This window comes from Micromonospora sp. NBRC 107095 (assembly GCF_030269705.1).
Lineage (GTDB): Bacteria > Actinomycetota > Actinomycetes > Mycobacteriales > Micromonosporaceae > Micromonospora > Micromonospora parva.
Genome location: NZ_BSTU01000001.1, coordinates 1,140,985 through 1,158,602, shown reverse-complemented (window position 1 = coordinate 1,158,602; position 17,618 = coordinate 1,140,985). Strand labels below are relative to the sequence as shown.

Sequence of the window (17,618 nt, the reverse complement as noted above, 5' to 3'; positions counted from 1 at the left end):
TCGGGGCCCACGCCCGGAGCGCCCGCTGTCAGGCGGGCGTCGGGTGCGGCGGGCGGCGTTGGGCCAGGGCGGCGAAGGCGGTCAACGACTCGGGGTTGGCCAGGGCGCCCTTGGCCGCCGCCTGGTCGACCGGGGTGCCGGTGAGGATCTTCTTGACCGGCACCTCCAGCTTCTTCGCCGAGAGGGTCCGGGGCACCGACCGCACCTGATGGATCTCGTCGGGCACGTGTCGGGGTGAGAGCGCCGTCCGCAGCTCACGGCAGATCTTCGTACGCATCGGGTCGTCCAACTCCAGGCCGTCGGCCAGCACCACGAAGAGCAGCAGCTCACCGGCGCCGCCCTCATCGTCCTCCAGGTGCACGACGACCGAGTCGAGCACCTCGTCGAGCCCCTCGACCACGGAGTAGAACTCGGCGGTGCCCAGCCGGACCCCACCGCGGTTGAGGGTGGCGTCGGAGCGGCCGGTGATCACGCACCCGCCCCGCTCGTTGATGGTGATCCAGTCGCCGTGCCGCCAGACACCCGGGTAGACGTCGAAGTACGCCTCGGCGTAGCGGGTGCCGTCCGTGTCGTTCCAGAAGCCGACCGGCATGCTCGGCATCGGCTCGGTGATCACCAGCTCGCCCAGTTCGCCGATGACCGGCGTGCCGTCGGCGGAGCGCGCCTCCACCTTGGCGCCCAACGCCCGGCAGGCGATCTCACCGGCGTACACCGGCAGCAGCGGCACCCCGCCGACGAAACCCGTGCACACGTCGGTGCCGCCGGAGAGCGACTGGAGCTGGAGGCGGTCGCCGACGGTCTCGTACACCCAGCGGAAGCCCTCGGCGGGCAGCGGCGCACCCGTGGAACCCACCCCGCGTACCGCCGACAGGTCGGCGACGTCACGGGGGACAAGCCCGGCCTTGCGGCAGGCCAGCAGGTACGGCGCGGACGTGCCGAAGTACGTGGTGCCGGTCTCCGCCGCCATCCGCCACAGCCCGCCCAGGTCCGGGTGGCCCGGGTTGCCGTCGAAGAGCACGATGCTCGCACCCACCGCCGGCCCGGAGACCAGGAAGTTCCACATCATCCACCCGGTGGTGGTGAACCAGAAGAACCGGTCGGCCGGGCCCAGGTCGTGGTGCAGGGCGAGCATCTTCAGGTGCTCCAGCAGGATGCCGCCGTGGCCGTGCACGATCGGCTTCGGCAACCCGGTGGTGCCCGAGGAGTAGAGCACGTAGAGCGGGTGGTCGAACGGCACCGGCGTGAACGTCAACGGCTCGTCCACGGGCGCGGCCAGCTCGGCCCAGCTCAGCGCGCCGTCGGGCGCGGGGCCCGCCGGGTCGAGGTAGCCGATGCTGACGGTGTGTCGCAGTGACGGCAGGGCGGCCCGGATGGCGGCCACCTCGGCGCGGCGGTCCACCGGCTTGTCGCCGTACCGGTAGCCGTCCACGGCGACCAGCACCGTCGGTTCGATCTGCTGCCAGCGGTCGGTGACGCTGCGGGTGCCGAACTCGGGGGCGCAGGACGAGAAGATGGCGCCCAGGCTGGCGGTGGCCAGCAGCAGGACGTACGTCTCGCCGATGTTCGGGGCGTACGCCGCCACCCGGTCACCGGTGGTGACGCCGAGCCGGCGCAGCCCGGCCGACACCCGGCGGACCTGCTCGCGCAGTTCCCCGGCGGTCAGCGTGACCGGCGGGCGGGTCTGCCCGTGGGAGATCACCATCGGGTCGTCGTCGCCCCGACCCGGCATCCGCAGCACGTTCTCGGCGTAGTTGAGCGTGGCGCCGGGGAACCAGCGGGCCCCCGGCATCACCCGCTGCGTCAGGGTCGCGGTCGGCGGGGTGTGGGCGATCACTTCGAAGTGGTCCCAGATCGAGCGCCAGAACCCGTCCAGATCGGTGGTGGACCAGCGCCACAACGCGTCGTAGTCACCGAAGTCCAACCCGCGGTGCTCCCGCAGCCAGCGAAGGTAGGCACCGATCCGGGACCGCTCGCGTACGTCCGCCGGCGGCGCCCACAGCATGTCACCCATTGGTCCACCCTCCCCCTGGCCCGACACGACACTGTGACTGGGCCGTGGCGCCATTTTGCCCTACCTCGAAGCGCCATTCTGCGCACCGGGTAGGCCGACCGACGCGTGCCCGTCCCACACTCCAACCCGCCATCTCATGTGGGTCAGCCAGCGCGGTGGGCCTGGATGGCTCGACGGCGGGCGAGGCGGTGCGCCCGGCGGATCTCCGCCTCCTTGTACCGCCGCTCGTCCTCGGCGGTCTCCGGCAGCACCGGGCGGACCGCGCGCGGCGCACCACCGACGTCCACGCCGACAAACACCAGGTACGCGGTGGCCACCCGGACCGGCGCGTCCTCGGCCGAGTCCCACCGCTCGGCGACCACCCGCACGCCCACCTCCATCGAGGTCTGGCCGGTCCAGTTCACCTGGGCGTGGGCGTGCACGAGGTCGCCGACCCGGACCGCCTCCGAGAAGACGATCTCGTCGATCGCCGCGGTCACCGCCGTTCCGCCGCTGTGCCGGGCGGCAGCGGCCCCGGCCACGTCGTCGACGAACTTCATCAGGACCCCACCGTGCACGGTGCCGTAGAGGTTGACGTCCACCGCCGTCATGATCTTGCTGAGAGTGACGCGCGAGTACGACGTCGGCTTGCCGTTCGGAGCGGCGGAGAGGTGCTCAGTCATGTCGAAAACGGTACGGTGCGCGGATGCGACATCTCTGGAGCTTCCTCGCCGGGCTGGTGGTGGCACCCATCACCTGGGTGCTGGTCACACTCGGGCAGGACGGGTCGAGCCGGACGGTCGACCGCTGGGTGGAGATCGGCACGTTCAACACCGCCAACCTGATCGAGCCGGCCGTGTACCTCGGTGTCGGCGGTGTCCTGCTGGGCCTGCTCGGCACGCTGCGCTTCTCACCGCTGGGCCCGCTGGTGGCGGGGGCGCTGCTGGTCACCCCGTACATCGGGATGTTCGTGGCGCCCTTCTCGGTGCGGGACGCGATCCCGCACGAGTGGAAGGTGTTCGGCGACCCGCTGCCACTGCGGCTGCCCGTGGAGAACGGCACCCTCTTCCTGATCGGCATGCTGCTGCTGATGGCGACCTTCAGCCAACAGCGTTGGCGGCAGTGGCCGAGCCCGGCGGCCGTTCCGGCCACAGCACCCGCCCCCGCGTCCGACGGAGGCCCCCGCAACGACGACTTCACGTTGACCGACTGGACGCCCCCCGCGGCTGCGGAGCGGGACACCGCGCCGCTCACTCTGGGTTACCCGGCCGACTCGACACCGACCGAACCGCTGCCCCGCCGGGTGGGTGGCGAATCACCCTGGTCCGCCCCACCGCGCGGTCAGCCGCGCCCCGAGGACACCACCGAGATCCGCTGATCGTCGGGGCGGGCCGGTTTCACCGGCCCGCCCTCCGTCTCTCCCGCGCGGCGACGGGGCCCGCTGCGGCGCGACCGCCGGGCGTTGTCAGTGCAGCGCAACGGCCAGGTCCGGGTCGACTGTGCCGAGGCTGGCGCGCGGAACGACAACGAGCATGACGATCAGCGCGGCGGCCATGCCGCCCGCGATGACGATCGCCATCGGTACGCTCCCCGTGCCGAACAGACCGGCCAGTGGCGCCGACACCGCCCCGATGCCGAACTGCACCGCGCCGAGCAGCGCCGCGGCGGTGCCAGCGGCCTCGCTGTGCCGGCTCATGGCCAGCGCCGGAGCGTTCGGCAGGGCCAGCCCGGCGGCGGCCAGGACCAGCCACAACGACGCGAGCAGGGTGCCCAGGCCACCGAAGCCGGTCGCCGCGAACATGACCAGCAGCAGGCCGGCAGCCGTTCCGGCGATCAGGGCGCTGACCAGGATCTGCTGCGGGGTGTAGCGGCGCAGCAGCCGCACGTTGAACTGGGTGGCTCCGATCAGCCCCACCGCGCCGGCCCCGAAGGCGATGCCGAACTGCTGCTCGTCGAGGCCGTACTCCTGCTGGAGCACGAACGACGAACCCGAGACGTACGCGAACAGGGCTGCCATCGCCAGCCCGGCGACCAGCACCAGGCCGACGAACGCCCGGTCGTTGAGCAATCCCCGGTAGTCGCGCAGGGTGGCGCGCACCCCGCCGTGCCGCCGACGCGCCACCGGAAGGGTCTCCGGTAGCCGGAACGCGGCCACGACGATCAGCAGCGCACCCAGCACCGCCAACGCGGCGAAGACACCCCGCCAGTCGGTCCAGCTCAGCAGGCCACTGCCCAGCGTCGGCGCGAGGATGGGCGCCAGGCCCATGACGAGCATCAGCCGGGAGAAGATCCGGGCGAACGAAGCCCCGCTGAACAGGTCACGGACCACTGCCGTCGCGACCACTGTGGCGGCCGCGACACCGAGCCCCTGGAGTACGCGCAGCCCGCCGAGCACCGCGATGTTGGGTGCGAAGACGCACAGCACGGACGCCACGATGTGCGCGGCCAGACCGGCCAGCAGCGGCACCCGCCGCCCGACCACGTCGGAGAGCGGCCCGATCAGCAACTGGCCCAGCGCGAGGCCGACGAGCGTGCCGGTCAATGTCAACTGCACGGCGGTCTCGGTGGTCTGCAGGCCCGCCGTGATGGCGGGCAGGGCCGGCAGGTACATGTCGATGGTCAGCGGCCCGATCGCGATCAACGCGCCCAGCACGAGGACGAGTTGTGCCCGCTGACGATTGGTCATCAGGTCGCCGGGCGGTACCTCGTGTGCGACGGCGGAATCGCGTCCGGTCTTCTCCGCCAACTGCTTCATCATTTAGGTCGGCAACACCTCGGCGGTGTGCGGCGTTCCCGGTGTGTTGGGGGTCACCCCGCCCCGTCCGACCGAACGCCTGTGACTGCCATCACAGCAGGATCAGAACCGGGGATGGGGTACGCGTCGTCTTGCCTGGTGTGAAGCGAAGTCTGGACGGGCTCGACGAGGGTGAACTCCTTCGCCGCGTCGCCCGGGGCGACCGGCGCGCGTTCGACGCGCTGTACCGGCGCACCGCCCCGTGGTTGACCGCGCGGCTGCGCCGACGCTGCGCCGACGAGGACATCGTGGCCGAGGTGCTCCAGGAGACGTACCTGGCGGTCTGGCGGTCGGCCGGCAGCCAGGCGCAGTCCACCTCCGGCAGCGCGGTGGGCTGGTTGTGGACGATCGCCGCGCACCGGCTGATCGACGCGTTCCGCCACCGGGCCCGACGCGAGCGGATCCCGACGGTACGGACCTTCGAGCCCGTCGCCCCGGCCGCCGAGGACGAGGCGTTGGCCGGCGGGATGGACGCCAACCTGGAGAACGCCCTGCACGCGCTCCCCCCGGAACTGCGGCAGGTGCTGCGCTCGATGGTCCTCGACGGGTTGACCGCCCGGGAGACGTCGCTGCTGCTCGGCATGCCGGAGGGGACCGTGAAAACCCGCGCGAGACGCGCCCGAATCGCACTCCGGGAGGCGCTGTCATGACCGCTCACCCCACGCCCGCTCTCCTGTCCCACTACGCCTCGGGTGGTGTGGGCGTCGACGACGCGACCATCTGGGCGGTGGAGGCGCATCTGGAGACCTGCCCCGACTGCCGGGCGCTGCTGACCCACACCGTGGACCCGGGCACGCGTGACCTGCTGGACCGGGTGGCCGCCGCCGTGGCCGCCGGGATCGCCACCGGCCCTGCGCCGGTGCGTCGTCGGCGGCTACCGCGTACCGGGGTCGCCGCCCGGATCCTGCCCTGGCTCGCCACCGCCGCCGGGCTGATGCTGGCCGCGGTCTTGTTCGAGAAGACCTTCGCCAGCCTGCCGTCGCTGGTGCTGCTGGCCGCGCCGGTCGCGCCGCTGCTGCCGGTGGCCGCCGTCTGGAGTCGGCGGGGCGACCCGGTGTGGGAGGTGGCGGCCACCACACCCCGTACCGGCCTGCCACTCCTGATGCGCCGCTCGTTGGGGGCGTTGGTCGCGGTCCTGCCGGTGCTCGCGGTGGCCGGCTGGGGCACCGGGCACTCCCCCGGCCTCTGGTTGCTGCCAGCTCTGGGCTTCACCGCCGGGGCGTTGGCGCTCGGCACCGTGGTGGGTATCGACCGGGCCGCACTGGGGTTGGCGCTCGCCTGGTGCCTGGTTGTCGTGGCGCCGAGCCTGGTCGGCGGGCGACTACCGGCCGTCCTCGCCGGCAGCAACCTGACCGGTTGGGCCCTCGCCACAGTGCTGCTGCTGGCCGTGGTCTTCGTCCAGGCCCGATGGCGGTCGCAGCTGCCCACCAGCACGTTCCGATGACGAGATCCAGCCAGCACCGAATGGAGACACGATGATGCGTACGGTCAGCGTGGCGGAGACCGCGCCGTCCACCTACGCGTGGGCGGTGCACGCCGAGACGTTGCGGGTCCGGGCCGGCCGACACCTGGCGGTCAACGGTCTGGACCTGAGGTTGGGCACCGGTGTGCACGGGCTGCTCGGCCCCAACGGCGCCGGCAAGACCACGTTGATGCGAGCCCTGGCCACCGTGGTGAAACCGGCCGGCGGGCGGCTGACAGTGCTCGGTGAGGAGGTCACCGCCGGTGCCGACCTGCGCCAGGTACGCCGCGGCCTGGGCTACCTGCCGCAGCACTTCGGCTTCTACCCGCGCTTCACGGTCCGCGAGTTCGTCGAGTACATCGCCTGGCTCAAGGAGATGCCGAAGGCGGTCATCCCTGGTGCTGTGCAACGGGCCGTCGAACGGGTCGGCCTGGCGGACCGCGCCGACTCCAGGATGAAGACGCTGTCCGGCGGGATGCTGCGCCGCGCCGGCATCGCCCAGGCGATCGTCAACGACCCGACGGTGCTGCTGCTCGACGAGCCGACGGTCGGCCTGGACCCGGAGCAACGCCTCGACTTCCGTGAGCTGCTACGGGAAATTGGCCTGGACAGTTGCGTACTCGTCTCCACCCACCTGGTGGAGGACGTCGCGGTGGCCTGCACCGACGTGGTGCTGGTCAGCGAGGGTCGGTTGGTGTGGCAGGGCAGCACGGGAGAGCTGGCCGCGCAGGGCGGCGCCGCCGACGCCGGCGACAGCGCCGCCGAACGCGGCTACTCGTCGTTGCTGCGCGCCTACCGGGAGCGGGTGTCGGCGTGACCGGACGAATCCTCCGCATCGAGCTACGCCGGTCGGCCGCGCTGGGCGTCGGCCTGTTGTTGCTGGTGACCGGCGCGGCGTTGCTGCTGTCGTCCACCCAGTTCTTCGCCGGGCGGTGGATGCAGCTGGCGGTGCTCGCCCGGTCGACGCTGATCATGCTGCTGCCACTCGCGCTGGCCGGTGGGGCGTGGCTGGGGCGGCGCGACGCGCGCAGCCGCGTCAACGAGTTGTTCGCCAGTACCGTCCGGCCACGGTGGCAGCGTGTCGTGCCGACCGCCAGCGCTCTCGCGGTCTCGGTGGTCGCCGCGTACGTCGTGGTCTTCCTGGTCGCCGCTGGCTGGGTGGTGCCGACAGCGGGATACTTCCCGAGCGCGACGATCGTCGTCGCCGCGGTCGGCGTTCCGGCGCTGATCGCCGCCGGTTGGCTGGGCATGGCCGCCGGCCGGGCGGTGCCACGGGTGATCACCGCACCGGTCCTCGCGGTGCTCGGGTTCGTCCTGGTGGCGTTGGTGCCGGAGTGGATCGCGGCACCCGCGACGGGCGCGGAGATCGGGCAGTTCCGGCCGGAACCCGCGGGGGTGCTGCTCCTACCGACGTTCACCGGCCTGGACGACTTCCAGACGATCGCGACCCGGGTCAGCCTGCTGCAGGCGCTGTGGCTGGTGTCTCTCGCCGCGACCGGCCTGCTGCTGCTCGGCGCGGTCCGTCGCCGCGCCGTCGCGTTCGCCGTGCTCCCGGCGCTGCTCGGCGTCGCGGTCGCCCTACCGCTCCTGCCCGTCGGCGGAGCCCGCGGGGCGGCGGTCGTCGACCCGGTCGCCGTCGAGCTGGTGTGCGACAACGACGGCCCGCAGGTCTGCGTGACGCGGACGCACGCCGCACTGCTGCCGGACGTGGTGGGCCCGGCCCGGCAGGCGCTCGCCATGATGGCGGCGAAGCTGCCCAACGCACCGGTCCGGGCGGTCCAGACGCAACAGGTCACCTACTGGGCGCGGCCGGACCCGGACGCGGCCCCGGCCCGGCACTCCGCCGACACGATCGTCTTCGACACCCCCACCATCAACCGGGTGGGGCGCGCCGACCTGTCCGGCGACTACTTCCTGCCGGCCCTGCTGGAGGCCGCCTGGCGGCAGGAGTGCGGCGACCAGCGGGTTCGGGGTGACGTGTACGAGGCCCGGATGGTCGCCGCCGCCTGGCTGACCGGTCGGCCACCGGCCCCGCAGCCCGGGTGGAACCCGTCGGAGATGGCCCGGCTGGAGAGCGCGTACCAGTCGCTGGTCAGCCTCCCGGAGGTCGAACAACGACGTCGGATGGCAGCGGCCCGCGAGGGCGCCCTGGCCTGCCGTGACGACGAGCTGGTGGCGAGCGTGCCGACGGGCCGGCCGTGAGGTTCCTCCAGCTGCACCTGCGCTCCCGCCGGGTACCCCTCGCCCTGGCCATCGTGACCACGCTGATCGCACTGGCCTGGGCGCTGTCGCTGGCCTACACCGACTCGGCGACCATCAACGCCCGGACGGCCAGCCTCGCCATCATGCTGGCGGTGGTCGCGGTCGGCAGCACGCTCGACGGCGCGGACGGTGCCCTCGACCACACCATGGCGGTCAACTGGCCGGTACGGCGCGCCGGTCATCTGCTGCTCGCCGCCGTCGTGATCACCGCGTTGCTGTCCCTCAGCATGGTCACCGACGCGCGTTACGAGCCGTTCGCGGTGATGGTGCGCAACACCGCGGGGCTGCTCGGGCTCACCGCGCTCGGCGCCACGGTGCTGGGTGCCGCCCTGTCCTGGATCGCCCCGCTGACCTGGACGCTCATCGCGGTACTGCCGATCATGGTGCCCAGCCGGGATGTGAAGACGCAGGTCGCCGGTTGGCTGATCCAACCCGCCGGCACCACCGCCGCCACCGCCTGCGCCGTCGTGCTGGCGGTGACCGGACTGCTCGCGTACGCGGTGCGGGGTTGCCCCGTGCGGCCGGTGAGCGAGACGTCCCCCGACCAGTGAGGGACGTTCCGATGCTCCGGAGACCCCGGAGCATCGGAACGCGCCCTAGACGACGTCGGCCAGCAACTGCCGGGCCATGACGATCCGCTGCACCTGGTTGGTGCCCTCGTAGATCTGAGTGATCTTGGCGTCCCGCATCATCCGCTCGACCGGGTAGTCCCGGGTGTAGCCGTAGCCACCGAGCAGCTGCACCGCGTCGGTGGTGATCTCCATGGCGGCGTCGGAGGCGAAGCACTTCGCCGCCGCTCCGAAGTAGGTGAGATCCGCGTCGCCGCGCTCCGACTTGCCGGCCGCCGCGTACGTGAGCTGCCGGGCCGCCTCGAGCTTCATGCCCATGTCGGCGAGCATGAACTGGATGCCCTGGAACTCGGCGACCGCCTTGCCGAACTGTCGGCGCTCGGCCACGTACCCCTTGGCGTAGTCGAGCGCGCCCTGCGCGATCCCGACGGCCTGCGCGGCGATGGTGACCCGGGTGTGGTCCAGGGTCTTCATCGCGGTGGCGAAGCCGGTGCCCTCCGCGCCGATCATCCGGTCGGCCGGGATCCGCACGTTGTCGAGGTAGACCTCGCGGGTGGGCGAACCCTTGATGCCGAGCTTCTTCTCCGGCGCGCCGAAGCTCACCCCGGAATCGGACTTCTCCACCACGAAGGCGGAGATGCCACGGGACCGGGCGGACGGGTCGGTGACGGCGAAAACCGTGTAGAACTCGGACACGCCGGCGTTGGTGATCCACCGCTTCACGCCGTTGAGCACCCAGTGATCCCCGTCACGTACCGCCCGGGTGGTCATGGACGCCGCGTCGCTGCCCGCCTCCGGCTCGGAGAGGCAGTACGAGAACATCGCGTCACCGGCCGCGACCGGGGTCAGGTAGCGCCTGTTGAGGTCGGCGGAGCCGGCCAGCAGCAGTGGCATCGTGCCGAGTTTGTTCACCGCCGGGATCAGCGAGGAGGACGCGCAGGCACGGGCCACCTCCTCGATCACAATGGCGGTGGCCAGCGCGTCCGCGCCCGCGCCGCCGAACTCCTCGGGGATGTGCGGTGCGTGGAAGTCAGCCGCCCGCAACGCGTCGTAGGACGCCTTGGGAAACTCCCCGGTCTCGTCGGCCTCGGCGGCGTGCGGAGCCACCTTCGCGGCGCAGACCTCACGCACCGCTTCCCGGATCGCCTGGTGCTCCTCGGGCAACCGGTAGACGTCGAACGACTCCCCTGCGGCCATCTCGGCCCTCCCCTTCACCGCTATCATGCGCAGTCTGTGACGACTCCTGACCGCCGACCGCGCAGACTGAAGACTAGCGACTGCAGTTCAGGTGATGTTACCGGCGCGTAGGCATGGGCAAGATGGTGCACCCGACGCGCTCAGCGATGATGAAGACCGAGACAGTGAGCTAGGCCAGCGCGAGCGGAGAAGACAGGCGTGACGATCCCCTACCCCACCATCCAGCCGACCCCCGCCATCGCCGCGGTGACTCCGCCCTCGGGCGCTCCCCGGCCGCGGGTGACCTTCCTGGGAACTGGTTACCTCGGCGCGACGTACGCCATCTGCTACGCGGAACTGGGGTACGAGGTCCTCGGCTTCGACGTCGACGCCGACAAGATCGCAATGTTGAACGCGGGCCAGGTGCCGATCCACGAGCCCGGCCTGGACGAGCTGCTCAGGCGCAACCTGGCCGCCGGCCGGCTGCGGTTCAGCACCGACATCGCCGAGACCGCCGACTTCGGTGACGTGCACTTCATCTGCGTGGGCACCCCGCAGCGGGCCGACGGCATGGGCGCCGACCTGTCGTACGTCGAGGCGTCGGTCACCGGTCTCGCGCAGCACCTGACCCGCAAGGCCCTGATCGTCGGCAAGTCCACCGTGCCGGTCGGCACCGCCGAGTGGGTCGAGCAGCTCGTCGACAAGCACACCCCCGACGGCCTGAACGTCGAGGTGGCGTGGAGCCCCGAGTTCCTCCAGGAGGGCTTCGCCGTCGACGACGTCCTGCGACCCAACCGGATCGTGGTCGGCGTCAAGAGCGAGTGGGCCAACGGCATGCTCTACGCCGCACACAAGGGCGTGTTCGACCTGGCCGCCACGGAGGACCGCGAGGTACCCCTGGTGGTCACCGACTTCGCCACCGCCGAGCTGGTCAAGGTCGCCGCGAACGCCTTCCTGGCCACCAAGATCTCTTTCATCAACGCGATGGCCGAGGTCTGCGAGGCCGCCGGTGGCGACGTCACCCAGCTGGCCCGCTCGATCGGGTACGACCCCCGCATCGGCAACCGCTTCCTCCAGGCCGGCCTCGGCTTCGGCGGCGCCTGCCTGCCCAAGGACATCCGGGCCTTCCAGGCCCGCGCCCAGGAGCTGGGCGCCGGTGAGGCGCTGCGCTTCCTGCACGAGGTCGACCTGATCAACCTGCGCCGCCGTACCCGGGTGCTTCAGCTCGCCGCCGACCTGCTCGGCCGCCGCTCCGGCCCGGCCGGCCCGGACTTCGCCGGCACCCGGATCGCCGTGCTCGGCGCCACCTTCAAGCCCAACACCGACGACGTCCGCGACGCCCCGGCGCTCGCCGTCGCCGCGCTGCTGCAGAAGGCCGGCGCCGACGTGCACGTGTACGACCCGCAGGGCACCGAGAACGCCCGCCGCGCCGTTCCCGAGTTGACCTACGAGGCCAGCATGAACGAGGCCGTCACCGACGCCGACCTGGTCTGCGTGCTCACCGAGTGGGCCGACTTCCGCAACGCCGACCCGGTCGCCCTGGGCGAGTTCGTCAAGGGCCGCAAGGTCGTCGACGGCCGCAACTGCCTCGACCCGGCACTGTGGACCCAGGCCGGCTGGGAGTACCGGGGCATGGGCCGCCCCTGACGGAACCGACGCCCACCGGCCGGCCATCGAGCATCTCGATGGCCGGCCGGTGTCGTTGTTTGCCCGGGACCCGCCGACAAGAGTCGAAATCCGCGCCAGCTTTGGGCATGCTGCGACAGTGGGAGTCCACAGTGCGGGTGGAGGGGTGTCGTGGCGACCTTTCAATGCTCCTCGTGCGGCCGGGAGATCAAGCCGGCCGTCCGATGCCCGCACTGTGGGGCAGATCAACCACAGTGGGTCGAGCACCTGGCCGACATCGAGCGTTCGATAGCGGAGATGAAGGCGCGCGACGCCGCCATCGCGCGCGAGCAGCGGCAGATCGCCGCCAAGATGCAGGCCGCGCTCTTCCAGCGGGACATCCTCGCCCACGCCGGCGAGGAGCGCATCAAGCAGGCCACCCGGCCACGCCGGGTGCTCCGCCGTCGTCCCGGCCGGCGGCCACCGACCGCCACCATGGGCGCCCCGCCCCGGGTGCCCCGCCAGGGCGCTCCGACCGCCCCGGATGATCCGCCGCCCCCGCCCCGGGCCACCTGGCTGGACGTGGACGACCCGGAAAACCCGCCAGAGGCCTCGTCACGCGAGGTGCAGAACATCCCTCTCGGGTTGGGTGCGCTGCTGCTCGGCGTGGCCGCGGTGGTCTTCGCCGCCGTGGCCACCAGCTCGATGGACGCGCTGGCCCGGCTGGGCATCCTGCTGCTGGCCACAGTGCTGATGCTGCTGGCCCCACCGGCGCTGGCCCGGCGCGGGCTCACCTCGACCGCCGAGACCATCGCCGCGGTCGGCCTGCTGCTGGTGCCGCTCGCCGGCAACGCCCTCTGGGCGGTGGACCGGATCGGCGCCGACAGCGGCTCCGGCACCGTCTTCGCCGGGGTGATCTTCGCGGTCACCGCCGTCGTCGCGTTCGGGTACGCCCGTTGGACCGGCCTGCGCGCGCCCCGCTTCGCGACAGTGCTCGCCGCGCAGCCGGTGCTGCCGCTGCTCGCGTACGACCAGATCACCGGCCCGGGCGGCTGGGCACTGGTGCTGGCGGTGGTCGCTCTCGTCAACCTCGGCCTGGCCCGCTCCAGCGTGACAGTAGAACGCCCCGTCCGGCAGGACCTGCCAACGCCGGGATCTCCGTCAGCGCCCAGCCGACGTGATGCCGAGAGCCGGCCGGAGGGCGACCCGGAGGAGGCCGCCGAGCTGATCGACGCCGGCGCGGGCTCCGCCGACCCGGAGCCGGCCCGCCCGGTGCCCGGCCTGCCGGAGCTGACCTGGTTGCTGCATGCTCTGGCGGTCGCCGTCGCACTGGCGTACGCGGTCACCGCCCTGCTGCGGGCGCAGGCCGTGCCGACCGCGACCGGCGCCGGGGTGGTGCTGCTGCTGGCCGCCCTGATCGGGCTGGCCGGCGCACTGGTCCTGCGTCGCCCGCCGCTGCCCGACGTGGCGGCCGGCGTCGTCACCCTGGCCGTGATCGGCGCGCTCAGCCGCATCGCCTCGGTGGCCCTCCCCGGCCGGGCGCTGCTGCTGATCGCGGCGGTCATCACGGTGACCGGGCTGGCGGTACGCGCCGTCCCGGAGGCGGCCCGACGTGGCCCGCAGATCGCGTCCGCGGTGGCACTGACCGTCAGCGGTCTGGTGGTCGCCGGTGGCGCGCTCCGCGCCGGGGTGGCACCGGTACGGGCGGCGCTGCCCGCCTGGGACCCGGACCTCAGCCGATACCCGGGCGAGTTGGCCGCCGCCGTCGGGCCGACCGGCTGGCAGCTCGCGGGGGCCGCGTTCCTGCTCACCATCGCGGCGGTGCTGGCCCTGCCCACCGAGATCCGCCGGGAGTTCGCGGTGGCCGGAGCGGCGCTGACCGCGCTCGCCGTGCCGGCCTCGTTCGGTCTCGGCTGGGCGACGGCACCGTGGCCGATGGTGATCACCGCGATCGGCATCGGCGTCATCGGGCTCTCCGCCCGCACCGACCGGGCCGCTCTGGCGCACGCCGTCGGGGCGGCAGTGGTCGGCCTCTTCGGTGCGGGCGCCAGCCTGTCCAGCCCCACCCTCACGGCCGCGGTCCTGATCACCCTGTTCGCGGCCGGCACGCTGGTCGCGCTGGCGCCCCGGATCCGGATCGCCTCGGCCGCCGCCGACACGGTCACCGCCTGGGCCGCCGGTGGCGCCGCGTTCGCGCTGCCCGGTGCGGTGGCCGCGTTCGTGGCCGCGACCATGCCGAGCGACCCGACCCCCACTCCGGCGAGCCTGCGAGAGGTGACCGTCCCGATCCTGGCGGCCAGCTTCCTGGCGGTCTGTGTGACCCTCGGCTACGCCGCCGTCGTGCAGGTCTCCCAGCGCCACATCCCCGCGCCGCTGTCGGTCGGCACCGGGCTGGGCGCACTGGTGGTCACCGCCGCCGCGTTCGGGGCGCCCGGCGCGACCGTCGCCGACGCCTGGGTCGGCGCGCTCCTGCTGGTCGCCGCGGTCCTGCTCTTCCTTGCCCCCTCCATCGACGCCGGCCGTCGCGCCGACCTCACCCTCGACGGCTCGGACCTGGCCGCCGCGGCGGTCACCACCGCCCTGATCGCCACCCTGGTACGGATCGGGGCGGTCCTCGCCCCGGGTGCGCAGCTGGCGGTGGCCGCCGCCCTGCTCCTGGTGGTAGCCGTGGCCGCCCGCAGCATGCCGGAGGAGTGGCGACGCGGGCCGATCCTCGGCCTCACCGTCGGCGGCGCCCTGATCGGGGTGCTCGCCGGTTGGTCGGCGGTGCGCGGTGGGGTTGGCGTGCTGGCCACCCCCGGCCCGATCTGGAGGGGCGACCTGAGCGACTGGCCGGCCGCCCCCGTCGGCGGTGCCACCTGGCAGGCACCGGTCGCGCTGGCGCTGCTGGCCCTCGCCGCCGGCATTCTGCTCCCACCGCCGTGGCGCTGGGACGTGTCCGGAGTGGCGGTGGTGCTCGCCACCATCGGCGCGCCGGCCGCGTTCGATCTGGCCTGGTGGTCGCCGGTCCTGGTCGGCGGAATGGTCGCCACCGTGTTCGGCATGGCCGCGGTGGCCACCGAGGAGGCGCGCGCCGGGCTGTCCCGGGCCACAGTGGCCGGAGTCGTCGCGCTGCACGCCGCCGGAGCCGGGCTGGTCCGCCCCTGGACCACAGCCCTGGCGCTGGGCAGCATCGCTCTGATCGGCGTGGTGGTGGCCACGCTGGCCCGCGTCCTCGCCGACCCACAGGTCACCGACATCGACACCGAGGGGATGCCGCCACACCTGGCGCAGATCGGTGGCGCGGCGATCGGTGCCGCCCTGCTGGCCCTGCCCGGTGCGGTGGCGGCACTGGCCGCCGAGTTCGAACACTCGGCGCAGGTGGTGCTGACCGCCGCGCTGGCGGCCACCAGCCTCGGCCTGGCCGCCGTGGCCGCGGTGCGGCGGCAGGTGCCGCAGTACCTGCCCTGGGTCAGCGTGGCGGTGGTCGGCGGAGCCACCATCAGCGCCCTCGCCGCCATCCCCACCGGCCTCGCCGCCGGCGTCTACGCGGCCGCTGCCGCCCTGCTCGGCGTGCTGGCCGAACTGATCCGCGCGGCGACCGTGCCGCCCACCGGCGCCGCCCAGCCGGTCCGGCGCTGGGCGGTACGACTCGACGGCGCCCTACGACGCTTGCCGGACGACCCGGAGCGACGACGGTGGCGGGTCAACCCGGCCGCCGGCGCGTTGGCGGCCGCAGCGCTACCGACCGCCCTGGCGCTCGCCTCGATCGGGCCGGCGCTGGTCACCGCCCTCGTCGAGCCGCACCGCACACTGACCCGGATCTGGCAGGGCCCGCCGCCGGAGCTGCTCACCCCGCCGCCGGACGTGGTCGATCCGACCCACGTGCTGACGGCGCTGCTGCTCACCGCGACCGCCGCGCTGGCCGCTACCGGGTTCAGCGGCGGACGTCGGTCCCGGGCCGTGCCGGTGGTGTTGCCCGGGGCCGCCGTCACGCTGCTGATCGCACCCATCGCGCTGGGCCAGGGCTGGCCCGCCAGCACCATCGCCGCGCTCTCCGTCTTCACCATCGCGATGCTCGGTCTCGCGCTGACCCCACCACCGCCGCTGGTCGAGCGGGCCCGCTCGCTGCGGCTGGCCCGGGTGCTGGTGTTCGCCATCGGTCTGGCCGGTGGCAGCGCCGGGCTCGCCGGCAGCCTGGCCGACCGGCAGATGACCCTGTTCACCCTCGGCAGCGCGGTCGGGGTGGGCGCGGTGGCGGCGCTGTACGGCACCACTCAGCGGGCGCGCATCCTCGGCTGGCTCTTCGCCTCACTGATGGCGCAGCTCTTCGTGCTCACCGCCGGCCTGGTCGCCGGGCTGGCGGCGGTCTGGTCCGCGTTCGGGGTGCTGGCCGTCGGTGCCGTTCTCCAGGTGCTCGCCGCCACCCTGCCCCGGCTGCGCCGCCCCGAGTCGCAGCGGGAAGCCTCCACCGTGGAGTGGACCGGCTACGCCGCCGCGCTGATCGCGTTGGCCCTTGCCTTCGACTCGCCCCGACACATCGCTGCCCTGCTGGCCGCCTGGGGCGCTGTCCTCGGCGTGGCGGCCACCCGGCCTGGCCGTCGGCCGATGGAACGCCGGATCCTGTTCTGGGCGGTGGTGCTCTGTGAGATCACCGCGTGGTGGATCCTGATGCGGGTCGCCGACGTGGCGCTACCCGAGGCGTACACGCTGCCGTTCGCCGCGCTGGCCCTCCTCGTCGGCGTCCTGGAGCTGCGCCACCGACCGGACATGAGCAGTTGGGTGGCGTACGGTCCGGCGCTGGTCGCGGCGTTCGTGCCGACGCTCGCCATCGTGCTGGCCACCGAGTCCAGCACGATGCGGCAGATGCTGCTGCTGCTCGGCGCGGTCGCGGTGCTGATCTTCGGCTCGTCCAGTCGGCAGCAGGCCCCGGTGATCGTCGGCGCGTCGGTCACCGCGATCACGGCGATCCACGCCCTGTTCAGCCTCGGCCCGTGGCTGGCGCTGATCCCGGTGGGCATCCTGCTGCTGGTGCTCGGCGCGAGCAACGAGCGCCGCCGTCGCGCCCAGGAACGCCTACAGACCGCCCTCCGCGGCATGAGATGAGGCGGAGGGTCACGGCGGGGTGCGTGAGTGGGCCGGGTTCGCGGGTCGATGACGGCCGACGGGCACGGTTCGCGGGTCGATGACGGTCCACGGGCACGGCTCGTCGGTCGGTTACGGCCGATCGGGCACTGCTCGCGGGGCGGGTACCGCCGGCTGGCTTACCGCAGGGTGGCCTGGAGGGCGGCTTCCTTGTCCGCCACCAGCTTCTCCAGGTTCTGCTGGTAGGTCGTCATCCTGGCGCGCAGGTCCTCGTCGGTGGCACCGAGGATCCGTACGGCCAGGAGGCCGGCGTTGCGGGCGTTGCCGATCGACACGGTGGCGACCGGAACCCCGGCCGGCATCTGCACGATGGACAGCAGCGAGTCCATGCCGTCGAGGTGCTTCAGCGGCACCGGAACACCGATCACCGGCAGCGGCGTCACCGAGGCGACCATGCCGGGCAGCGCGGCGGCACCCCCGGCCCCCGCGATGATCACCTTGAGACCTCGGTCGGCGGCGTCGCGCCCGTACTCGATCATCGCGACCGGAGTCCGGTGCGCCGAGATCACCCGCACCTCGTACGCCACGCCGAAGTCGTCCATCACCTCGGCGGCGGCCCGCATGGTCGGCCAGTCCGAGTCGCTGCCCATGATCAGCCCAACCGTGCTCACTGCGGCCCTCTCGTCGTCGGCGAAA

Annotated in this window: 13 protein-coding genes; 8 read left to right on the top strand and 5 right to left on the bottom strand. The window is 72.9% G+C overall.

Features of this window, described 5'->3' with window-relative positions; all coding sequences use genetic code 11:
- Positions 1–28: 28 nt before the first annotated feature.
- On the bottom strand, positions 29–2,011 hold the full coding sequence (locus QSK15_RS05500) for an acetoacetate--CoA ligase (RefSeq protein ID WP_285793172.1): 1,983 nt from the start codon (positions 2,009–2,011) through the stop codon (positions 29–31).
- Positions 2,012–2,154: 143 nt separating this feature from the next.
- Positions 2,155–2,673 carry an acyl-CoA thioesterase gene (locus QSK15_RS05495; RefSeq protein ID WP_030337966.1) on the bottom strand — a complete coding sequence of 173 codons (519 nt, stop codon included), beginning with the start codon at positions 2,671–2,673 and terminating at the stop codon, positions 2,155–2,157.
- 23 nt (positions 2,674–2,696) lie between these two features.
- Between QSK15_RS05495 and QSK15_RS05490 the strand changes: the two genes are divergently transcribed.
- Positions 2,697–3,368, top strand: a complete 672-nt coding sequence (locus QSK15_RS05490; RefSeq protein WP_285793171.1) for a hypothetical protein — start codon at positions 2,697–2,699, stop codon at positions 3,366–3,368.
- A gap of 87 nt (positions 3,369–3,455) precedes the next feature.
- Here QSK15_RS05490 and QSK15_RS05485 read toward each other — a convergent pair whose 3' ends face one another.
- A complete protein-coding gene (locus QSK15_RS05485) occupies positions 3,456–4,748 on the bottom strand; it encodes a multidrug effflux MFS transporter (RefSeq protein WP_285793170.1) in 1,293 nt (430 codons plus the stop codon).
- Between the two features lie 137 nt (positions 4,749–4,885).
- Between QSK15_RS05485 and QSK15_RS05480 the strand changes: the two genes are divergently transcribed.
- From QSK15_RS05480 to QSK15_RS05460, 5 genes are read left to right on the top strand one after another with little or no spacing between them, the layout of a single operon-like run.
- Positions 4,886–5,434 carry an RNA polymerase sigma factor gene (locus tag QSK15_RS05480; protein WP_285793169.1) on the top strand — a complete coding sequence of 183 codons (549 nt, stop codon included), beginning with the start codon at positions 4,886–4,888 and terminating at the stop codon, positions 5,432–5,434.
- Positions 5,431–6,228 carry a zf-HC2 domain-containing protein gene (locus QSK15_RS05475; protein ID WP_285793168.1) on the top strand — a complete coding sequence of 266 codons (798 nt, stop codon included), beginning with the start codon at positions 5,431–5,433 and terminating at the stop codon, positions 6,226–6,228. The genes QSK15_RS05480 and QSK15_RS05475 overlap by 4 nt, the downstream gene beginning before the upstream one ends.
- Positions 6,229–6,262: 34 nt before the next feature.
- Positions 6,263–7,063 (top strand): ABC transporter ATP-binding protein, encoded by an 801-nt coding sequence (locus tag QSK15_RS05470; protein WP_285794341.1) that lies wholly within the window; start codon positions 6,263–6,265, stop codon positions 7,061–7,063.
- Complete coding sequence (locus QSK15_RS05465; protein ID WP_285793167.1) at positions 7,060–8,448, top strand: hypothetical protein; 1,389 nt, start codon at positions 7,060–7,062, stop codon at positions 8,446–8,448. The genes QSK15_RS05470 and QSK15_RS05465 overlap by 4 nt, the downstream gene beginning before the upstream one ends.
- Entirely contained in the window at positions 8,445–9,059 is a 615-nt protein-coding gene (locus QSK15_RS05460; RefSeq protein ID WP_285793166.1) for a hypothetical protein, read from the top strand. The genes QSK15_RS05465 and QSK15_RS05460 overlap by 4 nt, the downstream gene beginning before the upstream one ends.
- A gap of 45 nt (positions 9,060–9,104) precedes the next feature.
- Here the strand turns inward: QSK15_RS05460 and QSK15_RS05455 are convergent, their stop codons facing one another.
- On the bottom strand, positions 9,105–10,274 hold the full coding sequence (locus tag QSK15_RS05455) for an acyl-CoA dehydrogenase family protein (protein ID WP_285793165.1): 1,170 nt from the start codon (positions 10,272–10,274) through the stop codon (positions 9,105–9,107).
- Positions 10,275–10,472: 198 nt separating this feature from the next.
- Between QSK15_RS05455 and QSK15_RS05450 the strand changes: the two genes are divergently transcribed.
- Together QSK15_RS05450 and QSK15_RS05445 are read left to right on the top strand one after the other, a co-directional pair.
- Complete coding sequence (locus QSK15_RS05450; RefSeq protein WP_285793164.1) at positions 10,473–11,900, top strand: UDP-glucose dehydrogenase family protein; 1,428 nt, start codon at positions 10,473–10,475, stop codon at positions 11,898–11,900.
- A gap of 150 nt (positions 11,901–12,050) precedes the next feature.
- Positions 12,051–16,943: an SCO7613 C-terminal domain-containing membrane protein gene (locus QSK15_RS05445; RefSeq protein ID WP_285793163.1), complete on the top strand. Its 4,893-nt coding sequence runs from the start codon at positions 12,051–12,053 to the stop codon at positions 16,941–16,943.
- Positions 16,944–17,101: 158 nt separating this feature from the next.
- Here the strand turns inward: QSK15_RS05445 and purE are convergent, their stop codons facing one another.
- Positions 17,102–17,593 carry a 5-(carboxyamino)imidazole ribonucleotide mutase gene (purE, locus tag QSK15_RS05440; RefSeq protein WP_285793162.1) on the bottom strand — a complete coding sequence of 164 codons (492 nt, stop codon included), beginning with the start codon at positions 17,591–17,593 and terminating at the stop codon, positions 17,102–17,104.
- Between the last annotated feature and the right edge of the window lie 25 nt (positions 17,594–17,618).

Bases quoted from the DNA above. Each gene is read 5' to 3' on its own strand.
- QSK15_RS05495 (WP_030337966.1), bottom strand. From the start codon at position 2,673: ATGACTGAGCACCTCTCCGCCGCTCCGAACGGCAAGCCGACGTCGTAC.
- QSK15_RS05455 (WP_285793165.1), bottom strand. From the start codon at position 10,274: ATGGCCGCAGGGGAGTCGTTCGACGTCTACCGGTTGCCCGAGGAGCAC.
- QSK15_RS05475 (WP_285793168.1), top strand. From the start codon at position 5,431: ATGACCGCTCACCCCACGCCCGCTCTCCTGTCCCACTACGCCTCGGGT.
- QSK15_RS05470 (WP_285794341.1), top strand. From the start codon at position 6,263: ATGCGTACGGTCAGCGTGGCGGAGACCGCGCCGTCCACCTACGCGTGG.
- QSK15_RS05490 (WP_285793171.1), top strand. From the start codon at position 2,697: ATGCGACATCTCTGGAGCTTCCTCGCCGGGCTGGTGGTGGCACCCATC.
- QSK15_RS05485 (WP_285793170.1), bottom strand. From the start codon at position 4,748: ATGATGAAGCAGTTGGCGGAGAAGACCGGACGCGATTCCGCCGTCGCA.
- QSK15_RS05500 (WP_285793172.1), bottom strand. From the start codon at position 2,011: ATGGGTGACATGCTGTGGGCGCCGCCGGCGGACGTACGCGAGCGGTCC.